This is a genomic window from Rhizobium hidalgonense, from assembly GCF_005862185.2.
Lineage (GTDB): Bacteria > Pseudomonadota > Alphaproteobacteria > Rhizobiales > Rhizobiaceae > Rhizobium > Rhizobium hidalgonense.
Genome location: NZ_CP054027.1, coordinates 1,234,183 through 1,259,108 on the forward strand (window position 1 = coordinate 1,234,183; position 24,926 = coordinate 1,259,108).

Annotated in this window: 24 protein-coding genes and 1 pseudogene; 14 read left to right on the forward strand and 11 right to left on the reverse strand. The window is 61.1% G+C overall.

The features are described from left to right. The first annotated feature begins 300 nt into the window (after window positions 1–300). On the forward strand, window positions 301–1,980 hold the full coding sequence (locus tag FFM81_RS05755; RefSeq protein ID WP_025416765.1) for a COG3904 family protein: 1,680 nt from the start codon (window positions 301–303) through the stop codon (window positions 1,978–1,980). 66 nt (window positions 1,981–2,046) lie between these two features. Here FFM81_RS05755 and FFM81_RS05760 read toward each other — a convergent pair whose 3' ends face one another. Continuing rightward, window positions 2,047–2,577 carry a TIGR00645 family protein gene (locus FFM81_RS05760; RefSeq protein WP_003565580.1) on the reverse strand — a complete coding sequence of 177 codons (531 nt, stop codon included), beginning with the start codon at window positions 2,575–2,577 and terminating at the stop codon, window positions 2,047–2,049. A gap of 160 nt (window positions 2,578–2,737) precedes the next feature. Between FFM81_RS05760 and FFM81_RS05765 the strand changes: the two genes are divergently transcribed. After that, complete coding sequence (locus FFM81_RS05765; RefSeq protein WP_003565579.1) at window positions 2,738–4,417, forward strand: formate--tetrahydrofolate ligase; 1,680 nt, start codon at window positions 2,738–2,740, stop codon at window positions 4,415–4,417. Here FFM81_RS05765 and FFM81_RS05770 read toward each other — a convergent pair. Together FFM81_RS05770 and FFM81_RS05775 are read right to left on the reverse strand one after the other, a co-directional pair. Continuing rightward, complete coding sequence (locus FFM81_RS05770; RefSeq protein WP_003565578.1) at window positions 4,396–4,620, reverse strand: hypothetical protein; 225 nt, start codon at window positions 4,618–4,620, stop codon at window positions 4,396–4,398. The two genes, FFM81_RS05765 and FFM81_RS05770, sit on opposite strands and share 22 nt — an antisense overlap. 89 nt (window positions 4,621–4,709) lie before the next feature. Further along, window positions 4,710–5,702, reverse strand: a complete 993-nt coding sequence (locus tag FFM81_RS05775) for an extensin-like domain-containing protein (RefSeq protein WP_173883761.1) — start codon at window positions 5,700–5,702, stop codon at window positions 4,710–4,712. A gap of 250 nt (window positions 5,703–5,952) precedes the next feature. On the opposite strand from FFM81_RS05775, the gene FFM81_RS05780 reads away from it, so the two are divergent. The 6 genes from FFM81_RS05780 to queF all read left to right on the forward strand — a co-directional run bounded on the left by FFM81_RS05780 (window position 5,953) and on the right by queF (window position 13,306). Further along, a complete protein-coding gene (locus tag FFM81_RS05780; RefSeq protein WP_138384957.1) occupies window positions 5,953–8,205 on the forward strand; it encodes a TonB-dependent hemoglobin/transferrin/lactoferrin family receptor in 2,253 nt (750 codons plus the stop codon). Between the two features lie 269 nt (window positions 8,206–8,474). Further along, on the forward strand, window positions 8,475–10,664 hold the full coding sequence (locus tag FFM81_RS05785) for an anthranilate synthase (protein ID WP_025416761.1): 2,190 nt from the start codon (window positions 8,475–8,477) through the stop codon (window positions 10,662–10,664). Window positions 10,665–10,779: 115 nt separating this feature from the next. Next, on the forward strand, window positions 10,780–11,019 hold the full coding sequence (locus tag FFM81_RS05790) for a hypothetical protein (protein ID WP_025416760.1): 240 nt from the start codon (window positions 10,780–10,782) through the stop codon (window positions 11,017–11,019). 15 nt (window positions 11,020–11,034) lie between these two features. Next, window positions 11,035–11,706 (forward strand): DUF2161 domain-containing phosphodiesterase, encoded by a 672-nt coding sequence (locus FFM81_RS05795; RefSeq protein WP_138384958.1) that lies wholly within the window; start codon window positions 11,035–11,037, stop codon window positions 11,704–11,706. A gap of 221 nt (window positions 11,707–11,927) precedes the next feature. Continuing rightward, window positions 11,928–12,842: a CDF family cation efflux transporter EmfA gene (emfA, locus tag FFM81_RS05800; protein ID WP_003565573.1), complete on the forward strand. Its 915-nt coding sequence runs from the start codon at window positions 11,928–11,930 to the stop codon at window positions 12,840–12,842. Then, complete coding sequence (gene queF, locus FFM81_RS05805; protein WP_003565572.1) at window positions 12,842–13,306, forward strand: preQ(1) synthase; 465 nt, start codon at window positions 12,842–12,844, stop codon at window positions 13,304–13,306. The genes emfA and queF overlap by 1 nt, the downstream gene beginning before the upstream one ends. 115 nt (window positions 13,307–13,421) lie before the next feature. On the opposite strand, the gene FFM81_RS05810 is transcribed toward queF, so the two are convergent. Continuing rightward, window positions 13,422–14,189 carry a DUF2076 domain-containing protein gene (locus FFM81_RS05810; protein ID WP_003565571.1) on the reverse strand — a complete coding sequence of 256 codons (768 nt, stop codon included), beginning with the start codon at window positions 14,187–14,189 and terminating at the stop codon, window positions 13,422–13,424. 279 nt (window positions 14,190–14,468) lie between these two features. Between FFM81_RS05810 and FFM81_RS05815 the strand changes: the two genes are divergently transcribed. The 4 genes from FFM81_RS05815 to leuA all read left to right on the forward strand — a co-directional run bounded on the left by FFM81_RS05815 (window position 14,469) and on the right by leuA (window position 18,527). Further along, complete coding sequence (locus FFM81_RS05815) at window positions 14,469–15,053, forward strand: ATP-dependent Clp protease proteolytic subunit (protein ID WP_003565570.1); 585 nt, start codon at window positions 14,469–14,471, stop codon at window positions 15,051–15,053. Between the two features lie 165 nt (window positions 15,054–15,218). After that, entirely contained in the window at window positions 15,219–16,451 is a 1,233-nt protein-coding gene (locus tag FFM81_RS05820) for a benzoate/H(+) symporter BenE family transporter (RefSeq protein ID WP_025416757.1), read from the forward strand. Window positions 16,452–16,511: 60 nt separating this feature from the next. Continuing rightward, the gene (locus FFM81_RS33125) at window positions 16,512–16,637 is read left to right on the forward strand and encodes a hypothetical protein (RefSeq protein WP_280176715.1); all 126 of its coding nucleotides are present in this window, start codon (window positions 16,512–16,514) and stop codon (window positions 16,635–16,637) included. A 156-nt stretch (window positions 16,638–16,793) separates the two neighbouring features. After that, window positions 16,794–18,527, forward strand: a complete 1,734-nt coding sequence (leuA, locus tag FFM81_RS05825; RefSeq protein ID WP_003565568.1) for a 2-isopropylmalate synthase — start codon at window positions 16,794–16,796, stop codon at window positions 18,525–18,527. Between the two features lie 14 nt (window positions 18,528–18,541). Here leuA and FFM81_RS05830 read toward each other — a convergent pair. The 5 genes and pseudogenes from FFM81_RS05830 to FFM81_RS05850 form a co-directional block, all read right to left on the reverse strand. Further along, window positions 18,542–18,751 (reverse strand): annotated as a pseudogene (locus FFM81_RS05830) (winged helix-turn-helix transcriptional regulator); the annotation flags it as partial. A 142-nt stretch (window positions 18,752–18,893) separates the two neighbouring features. After that, complete coding sequence (locus FFM81_RS05835; RefSeq protein WP_025416756.1) at window positions 18,894–19,736, reverse strand: anti-sigma factor family protein; 843 nt, start codon at window positions 19,734–19,736, stop codon at window positions 18,894–18,896. A 1-nt stretch (window position 19,737) separates the two neighbouring features. After that, the gene (locus FFM81_RS05840) at window positions 19,738–20,247 is read right to left on the reverse strand and encodes an RNA polymerase sigma factor (protein WP_003565566.1); all 510 of its coding nucleotides are present in this window, start codon (window positions 20,245–20,247) and stop codon (window positions 19,738–19,740) included. Between the two features lie 187 nt (window positions 20,248–20,434). Beyond that, entirely contained in the window at window positions 20,435–20,995 is a 561-nt protein-coding gene (locus FFM81_RS05845; protein ID WP_025416755.1) for a tetratricopeptide repeat protein, read from the reverse strand. 161 nt (window positions 20,996–21,156) lie between these two features. Then, on the reverse strand, window positions 21,157–22,065 hold the full coding sequence (locus FFM81_RS05850; RefSeq protein WP_138385015.1) for a metallophosphoesterase family protein: 909 nt from the start codon (window positions 22,063–22,065) through the stop codon (window positions 21,157–21,159). A 70-nt stretch (window positions 22,066–22,135) separates the two neighbouring features. Here FFM81_RS05850 and FFM81_RS05855 point away from each other — a divergent pair, with 70 nt between their 5' ends. After that, complete coding sequence (locus FFM81_RS05855; protein WP_138384959.1) at window positions 22,136–22,615, forward strand: NUDIX domain-containing protein; 480 nt, start codon at window positions 22,136–22,138, stop codon at window positions 22,613–22,615. An 87-nt stretch (window positions 22,616–22,702) separates the two neighbouring features. Here FFM81_RS05855 and FFM81_RS05860 read toward each other — a convergent pair whose 3' ends face one another. After that, complete coding sequence (locus FFM81_RS05860; protein WP_003565561.1) at window positions 22,703–23,713, reverse strand: glutathione S-transferase family protein; 1,011 nt, start codon at window positions 23,711–23,713, stop codon at window positions 22,703–22,705. Between the two features lie 228 nt (window positions 23,714–23,941). On the opposite strand from FFM81_RS05860, the gene FFM81_RS05865 reads away from it, so the two are divergent. Further along, window positions 23,942–24,505 (forward strand): GNAT family N-acetyltransferase, encoded by a 564-nt coding sequence (locus FFM81_RS05865; protein ID WP_003565560.1) that lies wholly within the window; start codon window positions 23,942–23,944, stop codon window positions 24,503–24,505. On the opposite strand, the gene FFM81_RS05870 is transcribed toward FFM81_RS05865, so the two are convergent. Continuing rightward, on the reverse strand, window positions 24,506–24,922 hold the full coding sequence (locus FFM81_RS05870; RefSeq protein WP_003565558.1) for a GNAT family N-acetyltransferase: 417 nt from the start codon (window positions 24,920–24,922) through the stop codon (window positions 24,506–24,508). It abuts the gene before it with no gap. Window positions 24,923–24,926: the final 4 nt, after the last annotated feature.

Consider the following 24,926-nt stretch of genomic DNA (forward strand, 5'->3'; position numbering starts at 1 on the left):
AGGTGATCGCGCTTTAGTTGAGTTTTGACTTGCGGATATAGCGTTACGGTATCTTTGACTTCCCCCATGCCGCATAGCGATGGCCCTTGCACAGTCGAGCAAGAGAATCACTTTGGGTAGAGTTCGAGGAGAACTCGCGCCCAGCTTTATGCTGGAGTCGACGCGCAAGCACTGCGGCAGCCGGTCGCATGTAGTGATGGACGAACAAGACAAGAGCGCGGCAACAGTTGGAAATCCGGCTTGCTGCCGTTCAATTCAATTGCTAAGCGTAATATCATATAAAGTTGGGGCAATTTAATCGTGCGCTTTGGAATTTCCTTTTTGATCAAGTGTTTATGTTCCAGCTTATTACTTGTTTTTCTGCTTTTGACCTTTCCATTGGGAACGGCAATCGCGCAGGCTGCCGAACAGAAACAAGCAGCGCAGCCCCCCATGAAGTTCATCCTCGTGCGCAGTTTCCTCTGTGAGGAAAACTGTGCGGAATGGATATCGGCGGAGGGGCGCATAACATCCGATACGCCCGCTCAGTTGAAAAAAGTCCTCAAGAAGATCGGCGGCCGTAAATTGCCTGTCGTTTTCCGTTCGGAGGGTGGTGACGTCGACGCTGCCTATGCGATGGGCAGGATGATCCGCAAGGCCGGGCTGGAGACGGCAGTGGGCGGTACGCTGCTGAAGGGGTGCCCAGTTGAGGATACGCGCTGCGAAGCCGCTATTGCAAAGGACGGCCCTTCGGTCGGCGACACTTATTCGGCCGGTGGATATTGTTTTTCCGCCTGTCCATTGGCGTTGGCGGGCGGCACGTCGCGTGTTTCGTCACAATGGGCCGCGATCGGCGTCCACCAGATCACGACGATCTATAACAAGGTGCGTGTCTCCTACCGCATCGAATACAAGATCGTGAACGGCAAGAAGAAGGAAATCTCCCGCAAGGAGGTTGGACGCAAGTCAGCGGGGCAGAGCAGTTCCACCAAACTTGGAAAGAGGGCCAGCACTGCCTTGACGGCCTATCTGAAGGAAATGGGCGTCAGCCAGGATGTCATCGGCCTGATGATGAGCGCCACGCCTGACAACATCAACATCGTATCGTCCGCAGAGGCGCTTCGGACAGGTCTCATCACCGACATGCTTTCCTACAATGAATGGCCCGGCATGCCGCTCTGCGCGCCGGATGCAGCGGCCGAGGCTGTCTGTCACGGCCATCCGGTGGCCGAAGCGCCCGTGGCGGCGGCGACGCCTTTATCCACGGCGCCGCCGCAGAAATCGGCCATGGTTACAAGCGAGACTCTGCCGAAAACCGGTCCGATGGACTTTCTCCTGATGTACCACGGCAATTGCCAGGAGGAATGCACGCAGTGGATTTCTGCCGATGGAGACATCACGCCGGAGACACCGGCTCGGCTCGAGGCGCTCTTGAAGACGCTCGGCGAACGAAAGCTGCCGGTCGTCCTTCAGTCTAACGGCGGAGACATGGATGCGGCATTCGCTATGGGGCGTATGATCCGTGCTGCAGGTCTGGAGACCTCAATCGGCAGAACCCAATTGCCGAATTGTCCAAAGCTGGATCCGCGTTGCAAGGCGAGCATCGCCAAAAGCGGACCGACCGAGGGCGAGGTTTTTGCGGGGGGTGGATACTGCCTTTCGACCTGTACTCTTGTCTTGATGAGCGGAACGCCCCGGATGATCGGATATTCCACTATCGGCCTGGTCAGGCCCACCACGGCTGAATATACGAAGTTCTTCGCCTATTTCGACGAGATGGGCGCCAGTGCCGAGACATTCGAGACGATGATGCTCGCGACATCGATCGAGCGAAAGACCATACTTCGTTCCCAGGCGCTCGATCTTGGCATCATCAATGGCATCATCCCTTATGGCGATGAACCCGGTGATCGCCTATGTGGACCCGATGCCAAGGAAAGTCTTCGATGCCCGAGAAAGATTGAGGGAGCGATCGTTCCTGCTGCTGCGGCCTCGAATTGATGCGGAAAGAACGCCTTAAAAGCCGGTCTGCCCACTCACCGACGTGACAACCAATTGGTCGTCCCTCTATGCCTTATCCTTCAAATCATTCTTCGACGTCGCGCTCATTAGCTTCTCCAGGAAGCCGAGCATGACGGCGGAGGCGACGAAGGCGAGGTGCATCAGTGTCAGCCACATGATCTTGCCGTCCGCGTATTTGTCGGCGTTGAGGAAGACCTGCAGCAGGTGGATGGAGGAGATGGCAACGATCGAGGAGGCGACCTTGATCTTCAGGCTGCCTGAATCGAGCTTGCCGAGAAAGGAGACTTCGTTGTCGGCTTGACTGGCCTCATCGAAGCGGCTGACGAAATTCTCGTAACCCGAGATCATCACCATGACGATCAGGCTTGCGACGAGGGCCGCATCGATCAGGCTAAGCATGGCAAGGATCATCTCCGCCTCGTCGAGGGCGAAGACGTCGGAAGCGATCTTCAGGAGCTTGTAGCCGAAGGAAACGGCATAGACGGCGAGTGCCGCGACCAGGCCGATATAGAAGGCGACGAGGATCCAGCGGCTCGACAGGATGATGCGCTCGATGATCAGTTCCAGTGCTTTCATGTCTTCATCCTGTAAAACCGCGATCGTTGATCGCCACATAAACATCCGGCGTGGCGACCGCAAGGCGCAGCGCTATTCACACCCCGCCGATATTTCGCTATCCCGATGAAGACAGAGCAACGCCTCCGCGCCCTGCGGAAGGCCGGGACGGGGAACATCCATGCCATCGATCAAATCCGATATCGAAATCGCGCGCGCTGCGGCCAAAATGCCGATCTTCGAAATCGGGGCGAAGCTCGGCATTCCGGTCGAGCAGCTCGTCCCCTACGGTCACGACAAGGCAAAGGTCAGCGCCGAATTCATCGCCGGGCAAGCGGGCAAGAAGGACGGCAAGCTGATCCTCGTCACCGCGATCAATCCAACGCCGGCCGGCGAGGGCAAGACGACGACGACCGTAGGCCTCGGTGACGGGCTGAATCGGATCGGCAAGAAAGCCATCGTCTGCATCCGCGAGGCTTCGCTCGGCCCCTGCTTCGGCGTCAAGGGCGGAGCGGCCGGCGGTGGTTATGCACAGGTCGTGCCGATGGAAGACATCAACCTGCATTTCACCGGCGATTTCCATGCGATCACCTCAGCGCACAATCTGCTGGCGGCGATAATCGACAATCACATTTACTGGGGCAACGAAGAGAATATCGATATCCGCCGCATCACCTGGCGGCGGGTGATGGACATGAATGACCGGGCGCTCAGAAGCATGGTCTCCTCGCTCGGCGGCGTCGCCAACGGCTTTCCGCGCCAAGGCGGGTTCGACATCACAGTTGCCTCCGAAGTGATGGCGATCCTTTGCCTCGCCACCGACCTCAAGGACCTGGAGCGGCGGCTCGGCGACATCATCATCGGCTATCGCTTCGACAGGACGCCGGTGCATGCGCGCGACCTGAAAGCCGACGGCGCCATGGCGGTGCTGCTCAAAGATGCGATGCAGCCGAACCTGGTGCAGACGCTGGAGAACAATCCCGCCTTCGTGCATGGCGGGCCCTTCGCCAATATCGCCCATGGCTGCAATTCGGTGACGGCGACGAAGACGGCGCTGAAGCTCGGCGACTATGTGGTGACGGAAGCGGGCTTCGGGGCCGATCTCGGCGCCGAGAAATTTTTTGACATCAAATGCCGCAAGGCCGGACTGAAGCCGGACGCGGCGGTCATCGTCGCGACCGTCAGGGCGCTGAAGATGAACGGCGGGGTGAAAAAGGAGGATCTCGGCACGGAGGATGTCGTCGCACTGAAGAAGGGCTGCGCCAATCTCGGCCGGCATGTGGCGAATGTCCGTCGTTTCGGCGTGCCGGTCGTCGTGGCGATCAATCATTTCGTCTCGGATACCGAGGCCGAGGTCGCGGCCGTCAAGGAATTCGTCTCGCGGCTCGGCGCCGAGGCGATCCTTTGCCGCCATTGGGCGCTGGGTTCGGCCGGTATCGAGGAACTGGCGCACAAGGTGGTGGAACTGGCCGAGTCAGGACAGGCGAAATTCCAGCCGCTCTATGGCGACGACATTTCGTTGTTCGAGAAGATCGAGATCGTCGCCTCGAAGATCTACCATGCCGGCGAGGTGACGGCCGACAAGGCTGTGCGCGACCAGCTGCAGACATGGGAGGAGCAAGGTTACGGCAAGCTGCCGGTCTGCATGGCGAAGACGCAATATTCTTTCTCCACCGACCCGAACCTGCGCGGCGCCCCGGAAGGGCATATCGTCTCTGTGCGGGAGGTGCGGCTTTCAGCCGGCGCCGGCTTCGTCGTCGCCATCACCGGCGAGATCATGACAATGCCCGGCCTGCCGAAATCGCCCTCGGCGGAACGGATTTTCCTGAATGACCAAGGTTATATCGAAGGGTTGTTCTGATCGGGGGACAGCTTGCCGGAGTGCCGGGTCACACGATCGCGGCGCTTTCCATAGTCCGGGTCGACGAACAGCCAGATGAAGAGCCGCTCCAGGCCGAAGAGAAACACAGCCAGACAGGCGAACCAATACGGTTCGCCGGTGACGAGATAGCCGATACCGAGGAAAAACAGATAGACGATCAGGTAGCCTGCGATCGTTTTCATCCGTTAGCGGCCTTCCCCTCGCGTTTCACAGCTTCGATTTGGGTATTTTACGGCTTGATTCAAGCTAGAATCGCAAGCGCGTTAAATGATTAGTGACAATAGCGATAGCCGCCTTTCCTCTCGATCACGTCGAGATGGAAATGGGTCTCGTGGGCGGCGTCGCTTTCGGGGTCGAGGACGGTGGTGAAATAGAGGCAGCCGGCGGCGCTGACGGTGCGTTGGAAGGCGCCGGTCAGCGTCGCGTCCTCGCGGCGGGAGCGGACGGTGACATCTTCGCCTTTCTCGAAATGGAAGCTTGCAATGTCGATAGCATTGCCGCGGGCATGTTCGGAGATCTTGCCCGTTCCGGCGCCGTTGCGCAGGCGGCACATATAGGACGTTGCCTGGTTGACTGTCATGAGGCGGCCCTGTTCCGGCAGGGCGGCAGAGGCTGCCGGAATAACGCTCTCCTTCACCCAGCGGGCAAGGGCAAGGGCTGCCGGGCAGCGGACCGTCGCCTCCGGCTTTAGCCTGATGCCGGGCAGCGCTTCGGAAACGATGATCGGCTTGTCGATACCGCAGCCATTGCCGTCGTCGATGCGCGGAGCGTCCTTGAAGACGACGCCCAAGGCCTTGAGCGCAGCGGTGCATTCGGCGTGCTCGGGATCGCTTTCCGGTTCGATCGTCAGATGCTGCTCTTCGAGCGTCTGCTCGGCGGGTGGCATATTGTCTTCCTCCGGCGTCTGCGGGCCTTTGCCCGGCGGGAGCGGCGGGCCCTGCATCGGTTCCGCCGGCGAGGGCTTTACCGTTTCGGGCTTTGCCGGTTCGGTCGGTCGCGCCGACGGCTGGTCCGGCGCCGGCGCTTCCGGCTCCTCCTTCACGCCAGGCTTTGGCACATTAGGCTTTGGCTGAGGCGCGGGCACATCATCCGGTGCAGGCAGTTCAGTCTTATCGGGGAGCGGGGCGGGAGCTGTCATCTCCCCAGCATCTGGTCGAGGTTGGGGTAACGGGCCGTGCGGGGGGAGGCGGGCGCCGGCAAGAAAGGCGGTAGCGGTGAGGATCGCCAGTATCGAAAATTTTCCCAACGCATCCGGTTCCGTCATATCGATAACGGAAGATATAACGCATCGTGGCGGTTTTCGTTGCAATTGCGCAACGTCCGGAAAGATCGTTAAAACTTAAATTTAATATTCAACATAAACTACCGCTTTATCTTGACATAAATCCTCATGTTTTTTATGCGGCGGAAAGAAGGCGGAATTCTGCGCCTTCATCCGCAAAGCCCAGCCAGCCCCTCGAGCGTTCGACGCGCCACGACCAGCCAGCCCGGTAATCATCATGAGAGGGTAGGTTATGATCGTCCGGCATTGGCGCTCGGTTCTCCTGGTCTGCACGGCAGCCACAGTTGTTCTTCCTGTTTCGCAATCTCTAGCGCAAAGCGCTCCGGCAACGGCGCCGCAGGCCAGCGCGGACGGCACCGTCCTGCAAAAGATCGTCGTCAAGGGCAAACGCGTGGCGCCGGGCAGCGTCGCCGACACGCCGCTTGCGACCGAGATCACCAGCAAACAGCTGGAAGAAAAACAGGTCACCAGCTATGACGATATCGGCCGCAGCGTCGATGCAGGCGTGAACTATTCGCGCGCCGATTCTGGCTTCAACCTGCGCGGCCTTTCCGGCGCTCGCATCCTGACCACGATCGACGGCATTCCGATCCCCTATATTTCGAACAGCGCGCGCCAGGGTGCCTTTGCGCCGGCCAACGCCAATGGCGGCGGCGATACCTTCGATTTCGATTCACTGTCCTCGCTCGATATCGTGCGCGGCGCGGATTCGAGCAAGGGCGGTTCCGGCATGCTCGGCGGCGCCATCGTTCTCAATACGCTGGAGCCGGAAGATCTCATTCCAGAAGGCCGCGATTGGGGTGCGATCGTCAAGTCGACCTATGATAGCGAAGACCGCAGCCTTTCCGGCTCGGCCGCCGCTGCCAAGAAGATCGGCAACACGTCGATCCTGTTTCAGGGCGGCTACCGCAAGGGCCATGAACGCGACAATTTGGGCGACAATGGCAGCTATGGCGCCCTTCGCACCGAGGCGGATCCGGCTGATTTCGATCAGAACAACCTGCTCTTCAAACTGCGCCAGGATCTGGAAGGCGGCCATCGCATCGGCGTGACGGCGGAACGCTTCCGCCGCGATCTTACGACCGACCTGCGCGAACTCCAGGGGGGTACTGCGCCCCGCAACTTCATGATCGACAATTTTGACGGCCGCGAACGGCGCGACCGCGACCGCGTTTCTCTCGATTACGATTATGAGGCACAATCTTCCGACGCGTTCTTCAGCAGCGCGCGCGCCACGCTTTATTGGCTGGACTTGAAGAAGGAAGCCGGCAGCAGGGGCCGTACGACCGCCAATGTGGCCTATGGCCGCAACAACGAGATCGAAAGCCAAACCTGGGGCTTCACCGGCACCGCGACGAAGGACTTCGAATATTCCGGTCTCAGCCACTCCCTTCGCGTTGGCCTCGACGTCGGTGTTGCGAGCTGGAGCCAGTATAGCTGGGCACTTTGCCCAACGGCGACAACATGCCCGGCGCTGAACAACCAGGCGGAAGTACCCAATGTGGACAGCCAGAGCCTTGGGCTTATTGTCGAAGACAAGATTGAAATCGGCAATACCGGCTTTACGCTGACGCCAGGCATCCGCTTCGACTGGTTCAACTACGACCCGTCGACCGACGGCGGTTTCGCCAACAATACCGGGCTTACCCGTTTCGGCGATCTGCGCGAGCGAACGGAAGCCGGCATGTCGCCGAAGATTCTTGCGACATACGACCTGACGCCCGATGTTCAGCTCTACGCGCAGCTGGCCGTCGGCTTCCGTGCCCCCACGGTGGACGAACTCTACAGCCGCTTCTACAACCCCACGGGCCGCTACGCTCAGCTCGGCAATCCTAACCTGGAACCGGAAATCGGCCGCGGTGTCGAAATCGGCGCCAATTTCGACACGGGCGATTTCACCGGCCGGGTCGCAGCGTTCCACACCCGCTATCAGAACTTTATCGAGACTGTGACAACCAGAGACGCCACCGGCTTCACGCAGTTCAATTACACGAACGTGTCGTCAGCCGTGATCTCGGGTATCGAAGCCAGCGCCGCCAAGACCTTCGACAACGGCATCAATCTGCATGCTTCGCTTGCCTATGCCTATGGCCGGAATGAAGAAACCACCCAGCGTCTGCGCTCGGTCGCACCCTTCAAGGCGATTGTCGGCGGCGGCTGGAGCAATGAGACCTTCGGCTTCGATCTTTCCTCGACGCTTTCGGCCGGGATGCTCACCGACCATCTCAACACCGTCGGCTCGACCGCCGATACGACCTTCGATGCGCCCGGCTATGCGATCGTCGACCTCACCGGCTGGTGGACGCCGGAACAGTTGCCGGGCCTGCGCGTGCAGGCCGGCGTCTACAACATCTTCGACCAGGAATATTTCAACGCGCTTGCCGTGCGCGAGGTCAATCTCAGCTCGGCGACGGCGTCGCAGCCGCGCGATTGGTATTCCGAACCTGGCCGCACCTTCAAGGTCTCGCTCTCCAAGACGTTCTGATTACCGATCATGCCTTCAAGGCTGGGGAGGGGCGGCTTTCGGGCCGCCCTTTTTCATTCCCGCGATCGCCTCTTGCGCAATGCCTGATCTCAGGCTAACTATTTTTCCCATGATCAAGTCCTTGAACATTGCTGTTTGGTGGTGGGCTCGCTAAGGCGGCCTCGACCAATCGTGTCCAAAGACGACGACGAGTGAGCCGCCCGAAACTTCGAGGCGGCTTTTTTATTTTATCGCCGCCTGTCGTCCGGGCCCGATAACGGAGTGGAACAATGGTAACGATCCTGCGGGATGATGGTGCGGAAATCTACGAGACCAAGGGCGGCATATCCGTCACGCGGCAGCGGCGGGCAATCCCCTACGGCGATGCGGTCTCTTCCTATATCGACAAGCTCGACGAACGCCGCGGCGCGGTGTTCTCGTCGAACTACGAATATCCGGGCCGTTATACGCGCTGGGATACCGCCGTCGTCGATCCGCCGCTCGGCATCTCCTCCTTCGGGCGCGACGTCTGGATCGAAGCCTATAACGAACGCGGCGAGGTGCTCCTCGGCTTCGTGGCCGAGCGGCTGAAGACTGTGTCCGAACTCGTGCTCGGCGCTTCCTCCGCCCGCCGCCTCGACCTTTCGGTCAAGAAGCCGGACCGGGTATTCACCGAGGAAGAGCGCTCGAAGATGCCGACGGTTTTCACCGTACTGCGCGCCGTGGCCGACCTCTTCTATTCGCAGGCGGATGCGAGCCTCGGGCTTTACGGCGCTTTCGGCTACGACATCGCCTTCCAGTTCGACGCGATCGATCTGAAGCTGACGCGGCCGTCCGACCAGCGCGACATGGTGCTCTACCTGCCGGACGAGATCCTGGTCGTCGACAATTATGCCGCCAAGGCCTGGATCGACCGTTACGATTTCGAAAAGGGCGGCGTGACGACCGAGGGCAAGGCGCAAGACATCGCGCCCGAGCCTTTCAAGCACACGGATGCCATTCCACCGAAGAGCGATCACCGGCCGGGCGAATATGCCGATTTGGTCGTCAAGGCGAAGGAAAGCTTCCGCAAGGGCGACCTCTTCGAAGTCGTGCCCGGGCAGAAATTCATGGAGCGCTGCGAAAGCAAGCCTTCCGACATCTCCAAGCGGCTGAAGGCGATCAATCCGTCACCCTATTCCTTCTTCATCAATCTCGGCCACCAGGAATATCTGGTCGGCGCCTCGCCCGAAATGTTCGTGCGCGTTTCCGGTCGGCGGATCGAGACATGCCCGATCTCCGGCACGATCAAGCGTGGTGACGACCCGATCGCCGACAGCGAGCAGATCCTCAAGCTTTTGAATTCGAAGAAGGACGAATCCGAGCTGACCATGTGCTCGGATGTCGACCGCAACGACAAGAGCCGCGTCTGCGAACCTGGCTCCGTCAAGGTGATCGGCCGCCGGCAGATCGAGATGTATTCGCGCCTGATCCACACGGTCGACCATATCGAGGGCAGGCTGCGCGACGACATGGACGCCTTCGACGGGTTCCTGAGCCACGCCTGGGCCGTTACCGTCACCGGCGCCCCGAAGCTCTGGGCGATGCGCTTCATCGAGAGCCGTGAAAAAAGCCCGCGTGCATGGTATGGTGGGGCAATCGGCATGGTCGGCTTCAACGGCGACATGAACACTGGCCTGACGCTGCGCACAGTGCGCATCAAGGACGGTATCGCCGAGGTGCGCGCCGGTGCGACGCTGCTGAATGATTCCATTCCAGAAGAAGAAGAAGCCGAAACAGAATTGAAGGCCTCTGCCATGCTTTCCGCTATCCGCGATGCCAAAACGGGCAATTCCGGCAAAATGCAGCGCGACGTTGCTTCCGTCGGCAAGGGCGTCAGCATCCTGCTTGTCGACCATGAGGATAGTTTCGTTCACACGCTCGCCAATTATTTCCGCCAGACGGGGGCGACGGTTTCGACCGTGCGCACGCCGGTGCCGGAGGAAATCTTCGACCGGCTGAATCCGGATCTGGTCGTGCTGTCGCCCGGGCCGGGAACGCCGAAGGATTTCGACTGCAAGGCGACGATCAAGAAGGCGCGGGCCCGCAACCTGCCGATCTTCGGCGTCTGCCTCGGCCTGCAGGCGCTCGCCGAAGCCTATGGCGGGGAACTGCGCCATCTGGCGCTGCCGATGCACGGCAAGCCTTCGCGCATCCGGGTGCTGGAACCGGGCATCGTCTTCTCCGGCCTGTCGAGGGAAGTGACCGTCGGCCGTTATCACTCGATCTTCGCCGACCCTTCGACGCTGCCGCGCGAGTTCATCATCACGGCGGAAAGCGAAGACGGCACGATCATGGGCATCGAGCACGCCAAGGAGCCGATCGCCGCGGTGCAGTTCCACCCGGAATCGATCATGACGCTTGGTGGAGATGCCGGCATGCGGATGATCGAAAATGTCGTGGCGCATCTGGCGCGCAAAGCGAAGACGAAGGCTGCGTGATTGCAACTCCGGTTCGCCCTTCCCCGTCACGGGAAGGGCGGGGCGGGGCATTCATAGGTTGACTTTGTCAGTCAAATCAGAACATTTCAGGAACGATCAATCGGAACCCATCGCCGTGGCCAATGCTGAAAAGTTCATCGTGCTCCCTTACCGCAAGAACCGCGGCAATCTTGTGCCCGGCGAAATGCGCCAGGCGTCGAATTCCGTCAGTGCGGAAAAGATCGCCTCGGCGATGGCTGAGCGGTATGTCGGTGTGGCGGCCTATGCCGTGATCGTCGACGAGGAAACCGGCGACATGTCTTCGCCGCGACTGCTCGCCCGATATGGCGAGATTGCCGATCTCAACGCTGCCTGAGGCGCCGTTTTCACTGTGGAAACGTCGCTTTACCTGCCGGTCAAAACCTTCCTGGAAGCGGCCGGCTATGTCGTGAAGGGCGAGGTCGGCGGATGCGATCTCGTCGGCTTGAGCGAGGGCGAGCCGCCGGTCGTGGTGGTCTGCGAACTGAAACTTTCCTTCAACCTCGAACTGCTTCTGCAGGCGGTCGACCGCGCCGCTATGAGCGATGAAGTCTGGATCGCGGCGCGCGTTTCGGCCAAGGGGCGCGGGCGGGAGGCCGACAGGCGCTTTCGCGACCTCTGCCGGCGGCTCGGTATCGGCATGCTCGGCGTCTCCGACGGCGGCGAGGTCAGCGTCATCGTCAGTTCCGTCTCGCCGATGCCGCGCACCAACCCGAAGCGGCGCACGCGTCTTGTCAATGAGCATCAGCGCCGTCGTGGCGACCCGGCTGTCGGCGGCGGCTCGCGGGCGCCGATCATGACCGCCTATCGTCAGCAGGCGCTGCTTTGCGCTTCGGCACTCGATCGGGGAATCGTAAGGCCTCGAGATATGAAGGCGCTTACATTAAAGGCCGGTCCGATCCTGCGCGACAACGTCTACGGATGGTTCGAGCGCATAGAAAAGGGCATCTACGCCTTGACGCCGGCGGGGCAGGCCGCGCTTTTGCGCTGGCCGCAGCCCGTCCTCTCAGACCCGGCTCACTGAGCGCCGCAGCGGGATCGCGAACGTTCACCGTCGCTGCTTTCCAGTTGTGGGTGACAACAGTCGTGAAGACACCTGTGAAGGAAGTGTCATTCTCTTTGACAAATCCTGCATCATCGCTCATATCACCCTCAAACTGGACCGCCTGCGCGACATTCGCGTGGGCGGTTTTGCATTTCAATGGCTTGGACCCTGCAATTCATTCGCAACCGCAGGAGGACGATATGAGCGACAACGGCGATCTTACGGTTCGCAAGCTGGCGATGTGGGGCATTCCGCTGTCGCTCGGTGTCATGGGACTGAAGATGGTGGCCTGGTGGGTTACCGGATCGGTGGCGCTGTTGTCGGATGGGCTCGAATCGACCGTCAACGTCGTGGCCGCCTTCATCGCCTTTTTCGTCATCCGCTACGCGCAGAAACCGGCCGATCACGACCATCCTTTCGGCCATCACAAGGCAGAATATCTGTCCGCGGTCACCGAGGGCGTGCTGATCGTGGTCGCCGCGCTGCTGATCGTCAACGAGGCGGTGGGGTATCTCGCAGCACCGCGCATGCTCGATGCGCCGGTGCTCGGCCTCGCGATCAATTTGGCGGCCGGTGTCATCAATGCGGTCTGGGCGCGGCTGTTGATCCGGACCGGGCGTAAATACCGCTCGGCGGCGCTCGCAGCCGACGGGCAGCATATCTTGTCCGACGTGGTGACCTCCGCCGGCGTGCTCGTCGGCCTGTTGCTGGCGCTGGCGACGGGTTATGCGATCTTCGACCCGGTGCTCGCCATTCTCGTCGCCGTCAACATCCTCTATCAGGGCTGGAAAGTGATCTCGCAATCGATCGGCGGGCTGATGGATCAGGCGGTGGATCCGCTCGACGAAGAGGCGATCAAGCAAGCGATCGCCACCCATGCGGCGGGCTCGATCGGCGTGCATGACCTGAAAACAAGGCGGGCGGGCACCGTCACCTTCATCGATTTTCACATGGTCGTGCCCGGCACTATGTCGGTGCGGCAGGCGCATGATATATGCGACCGCCTTGAGGATGCCATCAGTGCGGCGCACGAGGGCGCTAAAATAGCCATTCACGTGGAGCCGGAGGGCGAAAAGGCCCATGGCATCCGCGTCAAAGTCGTCAAGGAGGCATGATGCCGAATACCGATGTTTCCAGCCTGTCGATGCTGGGTCAGCAAACCGAAACCGCGCAATCGCCGGAGGCGGCGGTGCTTGAAAAAGTGCCGTCCAATCATGCCGGCACCGATTACGTCGTACGCTTCACCGCGCCGGAATTCACCTCGCTCTGCCCGATGACCGGGCAGCCGGATTTCGCCCATATCGTCATTGATTACATTCCGGGCGAATGGCTGGTGGAATCGAAGTCGCTGAAGCTCTTCCTGCATTCCTTCCGCAACCACGGCGCTTTCCACGAGGACTGCTCGATCTATATCGCCAAGCGCATCGTCGAGCTGCTCAATCCCAAATGGTTGAGGATCGGCGCTTACTGGTATCCGCGCGGTGGTATTCCGATCGACGTGTTCTGGCAGACTGGCAAACCGCCGGAAGGTGTATGGCTGCCGGATCAGGGCGTCGCCACCTATCGCGGACGTGGGTAAGCTGCGGCGCCGCCAAAGGCGCCAGTGAATCGATTGCAGCAGCGAACGCCCTGAGCTAGAGCGAAGGGCCGGGATACGGTGCGGCGGTGTAAAATCAACCGCCAATTTCTGCCCGTCAAACATCCGTAACGTCGCCGGACGAGTCATCGCTATAATCGTCGCCGTCGTCATAATCGGCCTGCTGCACATTGTCGTCATTGTCATTGCCGGCAATATCCGAGGCCTGGCGGGCGTCGTCATTGCCGTAATAATTGTTGATGATGGTTTCCTCGGTGGGCGCGCTGGCATTGCCGAAGGGGTTGGCGCCGAAAGGCGAGCCCCAGCCGAGCGAGGACATGTGATTGCCGAAAATGCCGCTCAGTGAATTGGCAAGCAGCATGCCGCCGGCAACGCCGGCGGCCGTGCCGAGCGCGCCGCGCAGGAAACTGCCGCCGGCTGATGGCGCACCGGCCTGCTGGTTCCAGGGACCGGTCGGCTGCTGCTGCTGTTGGCGGCCATCGCGGTCGTAGCCGCGGGAATCCTCATAGGAGCGCGATTGCTGACCCCAGGGACCGGGATTGGAGGGAACCGGTGCCGGCTGCTGCGTCTGGGTGTTGCCGAAGATCGAGCTCAGGAAGCCGCCGCCTTGTTCGGCCTGGCGGTGATCGCTCGCCCCGGCTTCCAGCTGGCGGACATGCTCTTCGAGTTCCTTGATATGGTTGGCGGCCGCTTCCAGCCCCTTTTCCTGCACGATGACGGCCTGGGCGAGATAATAGGTGGCGGAGGGCTGTTCGCGCGTCGCCTGGTCGATCAGGGCCTCGGCGTCGCGGTCGCGCGGCTGCGCCGCTGCTGTGCGCACGCGGTCGAAGAGGGCGGTCAGCAATTGGCGTTCTTCGGGTGACATGTTCTGCCTCCTGTTGGTCCGGAGCGCTCTCGTATCCGACCGGACGCGTAAAGCGCTCCATGGTTTTTCGCTGCAGCTATCGCTGCGTAAGGTTGAGGTAGGAACCGATTCAGGCTTTTCAAAGCCTTTCACCGTTACATTTCAGTAAGGCTTGCAGAACGGCGCGCGGCTTCTTAAGGATATCTCCATCGCTTCGGTGCCTTGTGTTTTTCCCGCATTGTTTTAGGCATTGAGTCGCACTATGTGCGGGGAAGCCGAATTCATCTCCAAGAGGTTCGAATGAACGACGAAGACCAGGACGACAAGACGAAGGAACTGCCGCTCGGCAAGGAAACGGAGGCGAATCTTTTCAAGTCGCGTTCGATCTTCATCTACGGACCGATCAATCAGGAATTGGCGCAGAAGGTCTGCTCGCAGCTTGTGGCGCTTGCCGCGGCCGGCGACGAAGATATCCGCATCTATGTGAATTCGCCCGGCGGCCACGTCGAATCCGGCGATTCCATCCATGACATGATCAAGTTCATCAAGCCGAAGGTCTGGATGATCGGCACGGGCTGGGTCGCCTCCGCCGGCGCGCTGATCTATGTCGCCGCCCCGAAGGAGCGGCGCCTGTGCCTGCCGAACACCCGCTTCCTGCTGCACCAACCCTCGGGCGGCACCCGCGGCATGGCATCCGATATCGAGATCCAGGCACGCGAGATCATCAAGATGAACGAGCGCCTGAACAAGATCATGGCGGAGGCCACCGGCCAGCCGCTCGACAAGATCGCCAGGGATACGGATCGCGACTACTGGCTGTCGGCCGAAGAGGCGAAGGACTACGGTCTCGTCTCGCGGATCGTGACGTCACAGGCCGATATCTGAGTTTTTCATTTGAAGCTTTTGAACGCCCTCGCCTGCAACATCAGGCGAGGGCGTTTTGTTTCTGCCGGTCTTGGCCGGCATGGAGAGCCTGACGGATAGGAAGACGCGGGTGCTGAACGGAAAGAGCTGAGTTCGGGCTTGCGCCAGCGGCAACCATCATGCTCCATGCGCCATTCCCGCAGATCGCCGAGTCCCGCCATGCTCAAAGATTTTTCCGTCCAAGCCCTGTTCATGGGGCTGCTGACCGCCTTCGTCGGTTCCGCCAGCTCGTTTGCCGTCGTGCTGCACGGGCTCGAGGCGGTCGGTGCGACAGATGCGCAGGCGGCGTCCGGGCTGATGGCATTGTCGATCTCCATGGGCGTCTGCGCGATCGTGCTGAGCGCCGTGACGCGGCTGCCAATCAGCATTGCCTGGTCGACGCCCGGGGCGGCATTGCTGGCAAGCACCGGCGCGATCGACGGCGGTTTCAATGCTGCGGTCGGGGCATTCCTGATCTGTGCAGCGCTGATCATCGTCGCGGGGCTGTTCAAGCCGCTCGGCCGGGCGGTTGCTGCCATTCCCGCGCCGCTTGCCAATGCGATGCTTTCCGGCGTGCTGATCGGCCTCTGCTTCGCGCCGGTGAAGGCAATCGGTTTCAATCCCGTCCTCGGCCTGCCGATCATCGGCGCCTGGATCGTCGTCGGCGCCTTCAAGCGCCTCTGGGCGGTGCCGGCGGCACTTGCGGCCTTCGTGCTGGTGCTCACCTTCGGTGTCGATATCCCGGACGGCGCGCTTAGGTCGCTCGAACAATCGCTGGTGCCGACGGCGGAAATCGTCCGGCCGGTGTTCAACCTTGCCGGTCTCGTGTCGATCGCGCTGCCGCTCTTCATCGTTACGATGGCATCGCAGAACATTCCCGGTATCGCGGTGCTGAAGGTCAATCACTATGATCCGAAGCCCGGCCCGCTTTTTGCGGTCACCGGCTTCTTCTCGCTGCTGTCGGCGCCGTTCGGCGGCCATGCCGTCAATCTGGCGGCAATCACAGCGGCAATGTGCGCGGGCCAAGATGCCCATGCCGATCCCAAGCGGCGCTACTGGGCGTCACTGATCGCCGGCGTCGGTTATATCATCCTCGGCTTGCTCGCCGGCGTGGTGACGGCTTTCGTCGCCTTGGCGCCTCCTATCCTGATCGAGGCGGTGGCGGGACTGGCGCTCGTCGGTGCCTTCTCGTCGTCGGCGATGTCGGCCTTCCAGGCGCCGGAATCACGTGAGGCGGCGGCGATCACCTTCCTCGTCACCGCCTCCGGCATCTCCTTCGGCGGCATATCAGGCGCCTTCTGGGGATTGATCGCCGGTGGGCTGATGCTGGCGCTGTCACGGCTGGTGAAGATGTCGAAGGATCGGGCTCAGCCACGGTGATGGAGGTTGCCGTGCCGCAAGGGCTTGCCAGTTCCGCCGCCCAAGGTTATAAGCGCGGCCATGAAGACCACTGGCGCCAGGATTTCCAACACGATTGCACGCGGCCGCATCGCCTTGCGTGACAATACGCGCGCCCTGACCTCGCTTCTTCTCCTCGGCCTTACGCGCGGTTGCCGGGTCCTTTGAGGAGCGCCCGGCGGCCGAAAGCCCGCCCGGCCATCGCTCCTCGCGACTCATTTTCAAAATTGACCTAACGACCGACAAAGGTCCGCATTTGTTTATCGCCAAGCCTGATGTGATCGGCTAAGAGCGGGGCAAATGCCGGGACGAGGAGACGATACCATGGACGCGAAAACGCAATCCTCCAAAAGCGCGACGAGCCCTGCAAAGGGCATGCCCGACGCCGCGGTGAAATACCGGCCCTATCCGCAGGTAAACATTCCAGACCGCACTTGGCCAACAAAGATCATCACCAAGGCGCCGGTCTGGTGCTCGGTCGACCTGCGCGACGGCAACCAGGCCCTGGTCGACCCGATGGGCCACGACCGCAAGGCGCGCATGTTCCAGCTGCTGCTGGAGATGGGCTTCAAGGAAATCGAGATCGGCTTTCCCTCGGCTTCACAGACGGATTTCGATTTCGCCCGCTGGTGCGTGGAGGAGGGCAATGTGCCCGCCGACGTCTCCCTGCAGGTGCTGGTGCAGTGCCGGCCTGAGCTGATCACACGCACCTTCGAAGCGCTGGAAGGCGCAAACAGGCCGATCGTGCACTTCTACAACTCGACCAGTGAGCTGCAGCGCCGCGTCGTCTTCGCCAAGGATGTGCAGGGCATCAAGCAGATCGCCGTCGATGCCGCCAAGATGATTACCGACATGGCCGTCAAAGCCGGCGGCGGCTACCGCTTCGAATATTCGCCCGAGAGCTTTACCGGCACGGAGCTCGAAGTGGCGCTGGAAATCTGCAACGGCGTCATCGAGGTCGTCAAGCCGACGCCCGACAACAAGCTGATCATCAACCTGCCGTCCACCGTCGAGATGGCGACGCCGAACGTCTATGCCGACCAGATCGAGTGGATGTGCCGCAATCTCGACAACCGCGAGAACCTGATCATTTCGCTGCATCCGCATAACGATCGCGGCACCGGCATCGCCGCTGCCGAACTGGCCTTGCTGGCAGGCGCCGACCGCGTCGAAGGCACGCTGTTCGGCAATGGCGAGCGCACCGGCAATGTCGACATGGTGACGATGGCGCTGAACATGTTCACGCAAGGGGTCGATCCCGAGATCGACTGCTCGAACATCGAGCGTATCAAGGAAGTGTTCGAATATTCCAACCAGATGGCGATTTCCGAGCGTCACCCTTACGTTGGCGAGCTGGTCTATACGGCCTTCTCGGGTTCACATCAGGATGCGATCAACAAGGGCATGAAGGCGGCGCAGGTCGCCAATCACCCGGTGTGGGAAGTCCCTTACCTGCCGATCGACCCGCGCGACGTCGGCCGTTCCTACGAGGCGATCATCCGCATCAACTCGCAGTCCGGCAAGGGCGGCATCGCCTATATCCTGCAGCAGGATTACGGGCTGAACCTGCCGCGCAACCTGCAGGTCGAGTTCCGCGAGGATATCCAGCGCATCACCGACGTCGAGGGCAAGGAGCTTCCTTCGAGGCGGATCTACGATCGTTTCATCGAGCGCTATGTGACGCAGCCCGATGCACGCCTGAGGTTTGTCGATCACCACACCTATCCCGACACCGAGCGCAAGGGTCAGCGGATCGTTGCGGCCGAGATATCAGACAATGGTGAGATCAAGCGCATCGAAGGCCGCGGCAACGGTCCGATCGACGGCTTCATCAACGCACTGTCGCACTATCTCGGCATCGAGATGTCGGTCGAGGATTATTCCGAGCATTCGCTGCAGCACGGCTCGAACGCAGCGGCGATCTCCTATGTCGAGACCTCCTATCCCGGCGGCAAGCTCTTTGGCGCCGGCGTCAATACCAACATCGTCGCTGCATCGCTGGAAGCGATCGTCTCGGCCGCCAACCGCGTGCTCGACGTTAAGGCTGGTAGAGTCTGATCAGATAGGGTCCAGGCCGCGATCGCGTCGGTGCCGCGCGGCCTAACGATGCAGTCGGCGATCTCGCCGGCTTCGTTCCTCGCCTCGGCGTGGCGCTGACCCCATTGGCAAAGCGCCAGCAACACCGGTTCGAGATCAAGGCCAAGTTCAGTCGCGCTGTATTCGACGCGGGCTGGTACTTCGGCGAATACTCGGCGGGCGACCAGCCCGTGTTCCTCCATCTGGGCTCAAGGTCATCGACGGCGGCCGCTTTCCGATGCATCAAGCGGCGGGGTTACATCGCGCCATCGAGGAACGCAGAGCGGTGGGCAAGGTCGTGCTTGTGCCTTAAATCGATAAAGCAGAGCAGGGAACCATGCTCTGCCGTCAGATCGCCGTAGCGATCTTCATGGCGAGCTGGCCTAGCGTCGCTTCGGCGGAGGGGCCGGCAAGCACGTAGGACGTGCCGGCATTGTGCCATGTCACGAGACCGATCTCGTCCTTGATGGTTTCCTTGAAGTCGTCGGTCTCCGGTGGCTGCGCATCCTTGCGGAAGCAGATGGAGATGACGTCGCCGTCGGCGTTGGAATAGACGAGCTGGCCGACAGGGCGGCTGTCGCCGAGGATGACGCGTGCGCCCTGGAAGGTCCAGGACTCGCCACTGAGATCGGGCACGCGGAAAGGCACGCCGATCGCGGTCGTCAGCCAGCTGGAGATTTCCTCGGCCTGCGAGGCGGGCACTTCGACGAGATGCCGCGGCTGGCGGATCAGCAAACGCTGATAGGCGGTGACGTCGCCCAGCCAGTCGTTGGTATTGGCAGGCGCCGTGGCGGAGGTCGTGGTGGCGATTTCATCGGCATCCGGGCTGATGCCGACGAAATAGCCGATGCCGCAACCGACGGCGAAGAGAATAAGCGCGGCGGCCAGCGCCTGCGGGCCGCTCGGCGCCAGCTTCACCGGCGGACGCGTGGCGCGCTGGGCGATCGGCGTCTTCGGCGGCTGCGTGCTCTTGATCGAGCGGACGAGGGCAAGCGGCACCGGCTCCTTCAGGATGTCGTCGAGGCGGCGGCGGCCGAAATCGGCGCCGTGTCGAAGTTTCTCGTGCAGCCGCCGCGCTTTCTCGTCCTCTGCCAGGCGCTGCTCCAGCTCGTGGCGCTGTTCGGGCGAGACCTCGCCATCGAGCAGAGCGGTGAGTTGGGCTTCGAGCGGCAATTTCCTGAGATCGGGCAATTCAGTACCTGTGGATCGGGTGGGAGCCGGCAAGCCCGGCAAAATGCAGCCTGGCGGTTGCGATCTGCGAAACGACATTTGCCACCGGAACGCCCATGATGTCGGCCGCCTGCTGGTAGCTGTGGCCTTCGACATCGACAAGCAGGAACATGCTGCAGATGCCGTCCGGCATCTCCGCGATCATGCGATGGATTGCGTCGGGATCGACCGCAGCCGAGCGTTCGCGGGCGGCCTCTCTGATATCGGTGACGTTGCCGCGGACGGAGGCCTTCGGCTTGCGCTTGCGGCTATCTTCGGTCCATTGCTGGCGGGCAAGCGTGTAGATCCAGCTTTCCAGCCGGCCTTCTCCGCTCCATTGATGGCCCTTGGCGATGGCGCGCTGACAGACGGCCTGGACGAGTTCGTCGGCCATGGCAGCCTCACCCGCGAGCGTGATCGCGAAGCGGCGAAGGCGGGGCAGAAGGCCGACGAGATCACGCCGGAGATCGATGGTCGTTGCGGGTTGACGCATTGTCTATCCAAGAAGCATTCACGATGGTTTCGCGGACGAAGGGTTTGCCCTCGGGCGCGAAGCCGGCCTTATCGACGCCGACGCTGCATGTGCTTTATGAAGCAAGTCTCCTGCACTTCGCAAGCATCCGGCTGTCTTCATCCCCTTTTCTCAAGGGATTTTCGTATTATGGGCCACAAAACTTGCGTCAATATGTCTTGTAGCCATTCAAGCTTTGCAGCAGAGCGCGATAGGCCCATGTGCCTTCGCCGCCGCGATCGCGGATTTCGACGAGCTGGACGCGGGCTCCCTGGATATCTCCCTGTTCTACCAGCGCCATGCCCATGTAGGAGCGGGCGAGGATATAGTTCTCATCCGCCTGCAGCGCCTTGCGGTAGTAGGACATGCCGAGCTCCATGCGGCCGGCCTTGCGGTTGGCGTAGCCGAGATAATTCAGGATGCGCGGGTCGTTCTGATTGCGGGCGAGATTGAGCACGGTGATGGCGTTCTCATATTGGTCCGCATAGGCAAATTCCCGTGCGAATTTAAAGAGATCGTCGTCGTTGAAGCTGCTCTTCTTCGGATTGACGCATTCCTTCTTGGCCTTGTCCCAGACCTTGCCTCCGGTGCAGGTCTTCGTCGTCTCGGTCTTCGGCGGCGGATTGGTGTCATCATTACCGCCGCCGACCGCAAAAGCGGCCGTGGCGATGCCGAAGGCAAAGCCGGCGGCGAGCGAAAGTCTGGACAGGTGACGGAAAGAAGAAGTCATCGGCGGGCTCCGTTCTGAGGCGATGCGGTTGGGCCGGATTGTACGCTTACCGCCAAAAATACCAAGTGGGGTAAGCAGCCTCGACAGCAATTGTTGCGACGATCGCCTGACCTCCTCTCAGATCGGTTCAAGTGCTAGAGGAAAGGAGTCCGGAACCGATGCTAACGTACGAAAATATCAGCGCTTTCCCGCATTACTGCGTCGCCTGATCTGTTGATGCTGAAACGCTCGCCGCTGAGTTCCCAGGCGCCGGGAGAACCGTCGATGAAGAAGAGGTTGTAGGCAGCGGGCGGCTTGATGCTGCCCGGTCCCTGCGAAGCCGAAGCGATGCCGACGACGGGCACCGGCTGCACCTGGCCACGCAGCCAATGCAGCGTGTTCAGGTGGGTGTGGCCGTGCAGCACGAGTTCGGCGCCGCCGGTCGAAATCACCGCGGCGAAGCGGCGAATGCCGATCATGCGCTTATAGAAGGTGGTGGCGCCGCGGATCGGCGGATGATGGATCATGACGACCCGGAAGAGACCGGCTTCGCCGGCTGCGCGCAGCATATTGACGGTGTCGCGGGCCTGGCGCGCGCCGAAGAAGCCGGAGGCTGCAAAGGGCGGCGTGGCGACCGCGGTCGAGCAGCCGACAATCGCGACTTTGTCGCGGATGCGCAGATAAGGGAAGATGTGGCGATCCTCCTGCCATTGCGGCGGGGAGAGATCGCCGCGGACATAATCGTACCAGGCGCGCATCGACTTCTCGTAGGCGCCGGGCACATAGGCGTCGTGATTGCCGGGAACGACCGAGGTGTCGGCGGGGTCGCCGAGTTCGCGCAGCCAGGCGGCGGCGGCGCGGATCTCAATGCCGCTCGCCAGATTGACAAGGTCGCCGGTGACGGCCAGATGATCGGCCTGATGGGCGCGGATGTCGTCGAGCAGCAGATCCAGCGTGCTGCCGAAAAGGTGCTTGCGTCGGTTTCGATGCCAGTTCACAAAGCCCGTTATACGTTTTGAAAACAACTCCTGGATGGAAAGACGGGGCAACGGCCCAAGGTGGACGTCGGAAATATGCGCGAGCTTGAACATGCTACGAGACATAGACCAGCTTATTGACAAATCAAACACATCCGGCGCGATGAAGGTCTGAAACGGAACGATGGTGGATAAAGAAAAGCGGCCCCTACACATCAGGACGGCCCTGCGCCTTCTGCATGTCTATTTCTCCTTCGCCCGCGGCATGACGATGGGCGTCAGGGCTGCCTGCTTCGATGCGGAGGGGCGAATTTTCCTGGTGCGCCACAGCTATGTCGGCGGCTGGCATATGCCAGGCGGCGGGCTGGAGCGCAACGAGACGGTCGAAGAAGCGCTCGCCAAGGAATTGCGCGAGGAGGGCAACCTCAGGATCATCGGCAAACCGCAGTTGGTCCAGGTCTATTTCAACACCACGACCACCTGTCGCGACCATGTGGTGTTCTACCGGGCGAGCGTCGAGCAGACGGCGCCGCGCCCGCCCGACTGGGAGATTTCCGACAGCGGCTTCTTCTCGCTCGACAGCCTGCCCGAGGGCACGACCGAGGCGACGCATCGCCGCCTCGCCGAGCTTCGGGGCGAGCAGGAGCCCGATCACCGCTGGTGAGAGGCAAGTCTCAAGCCGCGGCAAGCCGCTGCATAATTTCTTAAATCGGAATCGATTTAAGAGTAAATTATGCAGCAATTTAAAGTTTTACAGCGTCCTTTGCGCGTCTAAAAAGACGCGCGGCGCTGTAGCGCGACCGTGCGGGCTGTCGAGATCGAGCGCCGGGCCGACGGGGACGATGCCGGTCGGATTGATCGTCTTGTGGCTGCGGTAATAGTGGTGCTTGATGTGCGTCAGGTTCACCGTCTCGGCAATGCCCGCCGTCTGGTAGAGATCTCTCAAGTAACCGGGCAGGTTGCGGTAATCGGCGATCCGTCGGATGTTGCATTTGAAATGGCCGACATAGACGGGGTCGAAGCGCACCAGCGTCGTGAACAGGCGCCAGTCGGCTTCGGTCTGACGGTTGCCGAAGAGATAGCGGCCCTTGCCCAAGCGTTCGTCGAGCCTATCGAGGGTTTCGAACAGCTTGCCGACATTTTCCTCATAGGCTTCCTGGGTGGTGGCGAAGCCCGCCTTGTAGACGCCGTTGTTGACGGTGTCGTAGAGGGTGGCGTTTAGCGCATCGATTTCGGCGCGGAGATCCTCGGGATAAAAATCGGTCCTCGCGCCGGTCAGCCCGTCGAAGGCGCTGTTGAACATGCGGATGATCTCGGCGGATTCGTTGCTGACGATCGTGCCGGTCTTTTTGTCCCAAAGGACGGGAACGGTGACGCGGCCGGAGTAATGCGGATCGGCCTTCGCATAGATCTGCCAGAGCGTGGCTGAACCGTAAAGCTGGTCTCCGGTGGCGCCGTCGCCGACTTTGAACTCCCAGCCGTTATCGAGCATCAGCGGGTCGACGACCGAGACCGAGATCAGATCCTCCAGCTTCTTCAGCTTGCGGAAGATCAGCGTACGATGCGCCCAGGGGCAGGCAAGTGAGACATAGAGATGATATCGCCCGGCTTCGGCCTTGAAGCCGCCGCTGCCGGATGGGCCGGCTTGACCGTCCGACGTCACCCAGTTGCGGAACTGCGAGGGCTGCCGCTTGAACTGGCCCTTGCTCTCCTTCGTGTCGTACCAGACATCATGCCAGACGCCGTCCACCAGCATTCCCATGATCTTCATTTCCTTTGGTTGCGTGTCGGGGCCTGACTTAGCTGAGATAGCGGGGCTTTGCAGGCGGTAAAGGTTGAACAGTGTGTCACGCCGTTCGAGCACTGCATAGTTTCGAGTGCCGTCCCTTGCATTTTGCGTTGGACTGCGGAAATTTTTCCTGCTATCCGCCTTTTCACGATTTTAGGATCCTTGCCTGATGTTCATTTCCAGAAACCCGCGACGACGCTGATGCTCCCGAACGCCCAAGGCGTGTTCGAGAACCATCAATTTGTCCAGCCGGTTTCTGTCATCATGTACAAGCACGATCTCGTCTACCTTACAGAAGACGCGTCTCATGACGCCGCCATCGAACACATCAACGAAGAAGCCTTCGGTCCCGGTCGCTTCACGCGGGCGGCTGCGCGCATCCGCGAGCAGGGGCCGCATGACCTGTCGCTCTCCTTCATCTGCACCGATAATGGCGAGACGATCGCTTCCGTGCGGATGACGCCGGTGTTGGCCGGCAGCGTGAAGGGTCATCTGCTCGGCCCGCTCGCCGTGCGTCCTTCCCACAAGAACCAGGGCATCGGTCGCGAACTGGTGCGGATTGCGGTGGAGGCGGCTAGACGCAAAGGCTCGGAAGCCGTCATCCTGGTCGGCGATCCGCCCTATTACGGCCCACTCGGCTTCGAGAAAGTCGCCTATAACGCGCTTGCCTTTCCAGGCCCCGTCGATCCCGGCCGCGTCCTCGTCGTACCAATTGCCGAGGGCGTGCACGAACGGCTGACCGGCACGATCGCGTGGCAGGGATGATTAAAGATTCTTCCGGAGGAAGCTGCGTGTGCGGCCTTCCGGGAAATCCTCAAGCTCCCCGAAAACCTCATAACCCTGATTGATGTAGACATGCAGAGCCTGCGGGCTGAAGGTGTCGATCCAGGCGCCGTGGCAGCCCCGGGCCTTGGCCTCTTCTTCCGCTCTTGCCAGGATTCTGCCGGCGAGACCGCTGCCGCGCAACGTGTCGGGAATGTAGAGCATCTGGGTAAAGAGCCAGCCCCAGGCGGTATAGCCCGAAAGACCGCCGGTCACCTTGCCGTCGGTATCGCGGATGAGAACGGCAAGCGGCCGACGATCCGAGGGGCCGACATCGCTGTTGTTGAAGGCGGAGAGCGCATCGGTGATCGCCGCCAATTCCTCCGGCGAGGGGGAGGCGGTCAACTCGAATTCCCGCATCAGA

What these genes read in the sequence shown, in the direction of transcription:
- FFM81_RS05760 (WP_003565580.1), bottom strand. Translation starts at nt 2,577, where the DNA reads ATGAAAGCACTGGAACTGATCATCGAGCGCATCATCCTGTCGAGCCGC.
- FFM81_RS05765 (WP_003565579.1), top strand. Translation starts at nt 2,738, where the DNA reads ATGCCATCGATCAAATCCGATATCGAAATCGCGCGCGCTGCGGCCAAA.
- FFM81_RS05770 (WP_003565578.1), bottom strand. Translation starts at nt 4,620, where the DNA reads ATGAAAACGATCGCAGGCTACCTGATCGTCTATCTGTTTTTCCTCGGT.
- FFM81_RS05775 (WP_173883761.1), bottom strand. Translation starts at nt 5,702, where the DNA reads ATGACGGAACCGGATGCGTTGGGAAAATTTTCGATACTGGCGATCCTC.
- FFM81_RS05780 (WP_138384957.1), top strand. Translation starts at nt 5,953, where the DNA reads ATGATCGTCCGGCATTGGCGCTCGGTTCTCCTGGTCTGCACGGCAGCC.
- FFM81_RS05785 (WP_025416761.1), top strand. Translation starts at nt 8,475, where the DNA reads ATGGTAACGATCCTGCGGGATGATGGTGCGGAAATCTACGAGACCAAG.
- emfA (WP_003565573.1), top strand. Translation starts at nt 11,928, where the DNA reads ATGAGCGACAACGGCGATCTTACGGTTCGCAAGCTGGCGATGTGGGGC.
- queF (WP_003565572.1), top strand. Translation starts at nt 12,842, where the DNA reads ATGCCGAATACCGATGTTTCCAGCCTGTCGATGCTGGGTCAGCAAACC.
- FFM81_RS05810 (WP_003565571.1), bottom strand. Translation starts at nt 14,189, where the DNA reads ATGTCACCCGAAGAACGCCAATTGCTGACCGCCCTCTTCGACCGCGTG.
- FFM81_RS05815 (WP_003565570.1), top strand. Translation starts at nt 14,469, where the DNA reads ATGAACGACGAAGACCAGGACGACAAGACGAAGGAACTGCCGCTCGGC.
- FFM81_RS05820 (WP_025416757.1), top strand. Translation starts at nt 15,219, where the DNA reads ATGCGCCATTCCCGCAGATCGCCGAGTCCCGCCATGCTCAAAGATTTT.
- FFM81_RS33125 (WP_280176715.1), top strand. Translation starts at nt 16,512, where the DNA reads ATGAAGACCACTGGCGCCAGGATTTCCAACACGATTGCACGCGGCCGC.
- leuA (WP_003565568.1), top strand. Translation starts at nt 16,794, where the DNA reads ATGGACGCGAAAACGCAATCCTCCAAAAGCGCGACGAGCCCTGCAAAG.
- FFM81_RS05840 (WP_003565566.1), bottom strand. Translation starts at nt 20,247, where the DNA reads ATGCGTCAACCCGCAACGACCATCGATCTCCGGCGTGATCTCGTCGGC.
- FFM81_RS05845 (WP_025416755.1), bottom strand. Translation starts at nt 20,995, where the DNA reads ATGACTTCTTCTTTCCGTCACCTGTCCAGACTTTCGCTCGCCGCCGGC.
- FFM81_RS05850 (WP_138385015.1), bottom strand. Translation starts at nt 22,065, where the DNA reads ATGTTCAAGCTCGCGCATATTTCCGACGTCCACCTTGGGCCGTTGCCC.
- FFM81_RS05855 (WP_138384959.1), top strand. Translation starts at nt 22,136, where the DNA reads ATGGTGGATAAAGAAAAGCGGCCCCTACACATCAGGACGGCCCTGCGC.
- FFM81_RS05860 (WP_003565561.1), bottom strand. Translation starts at nt 23,713, where the DNA reads ATGGGAATGCTGGTGGACGGCGTCTGGCATGATGTCTGGTACGACACG.
- FFM81_RS05865 (WP_003565560.1), top strand. Translation starts at nt 23,942, where the DNA reads ATGCTCCCGAACGCCCAAGGCGTGTTCGAGAACCATCAATTTGTCCAG.
- FFM81_RS05870 (WP_003565558.1), bottom strand. Translation starts at nt 24,922, where the DNA reads ATGCGGGAATTCGAGTTGACCGCCTCCCCCTCGCCGGAGGAATTGGCG.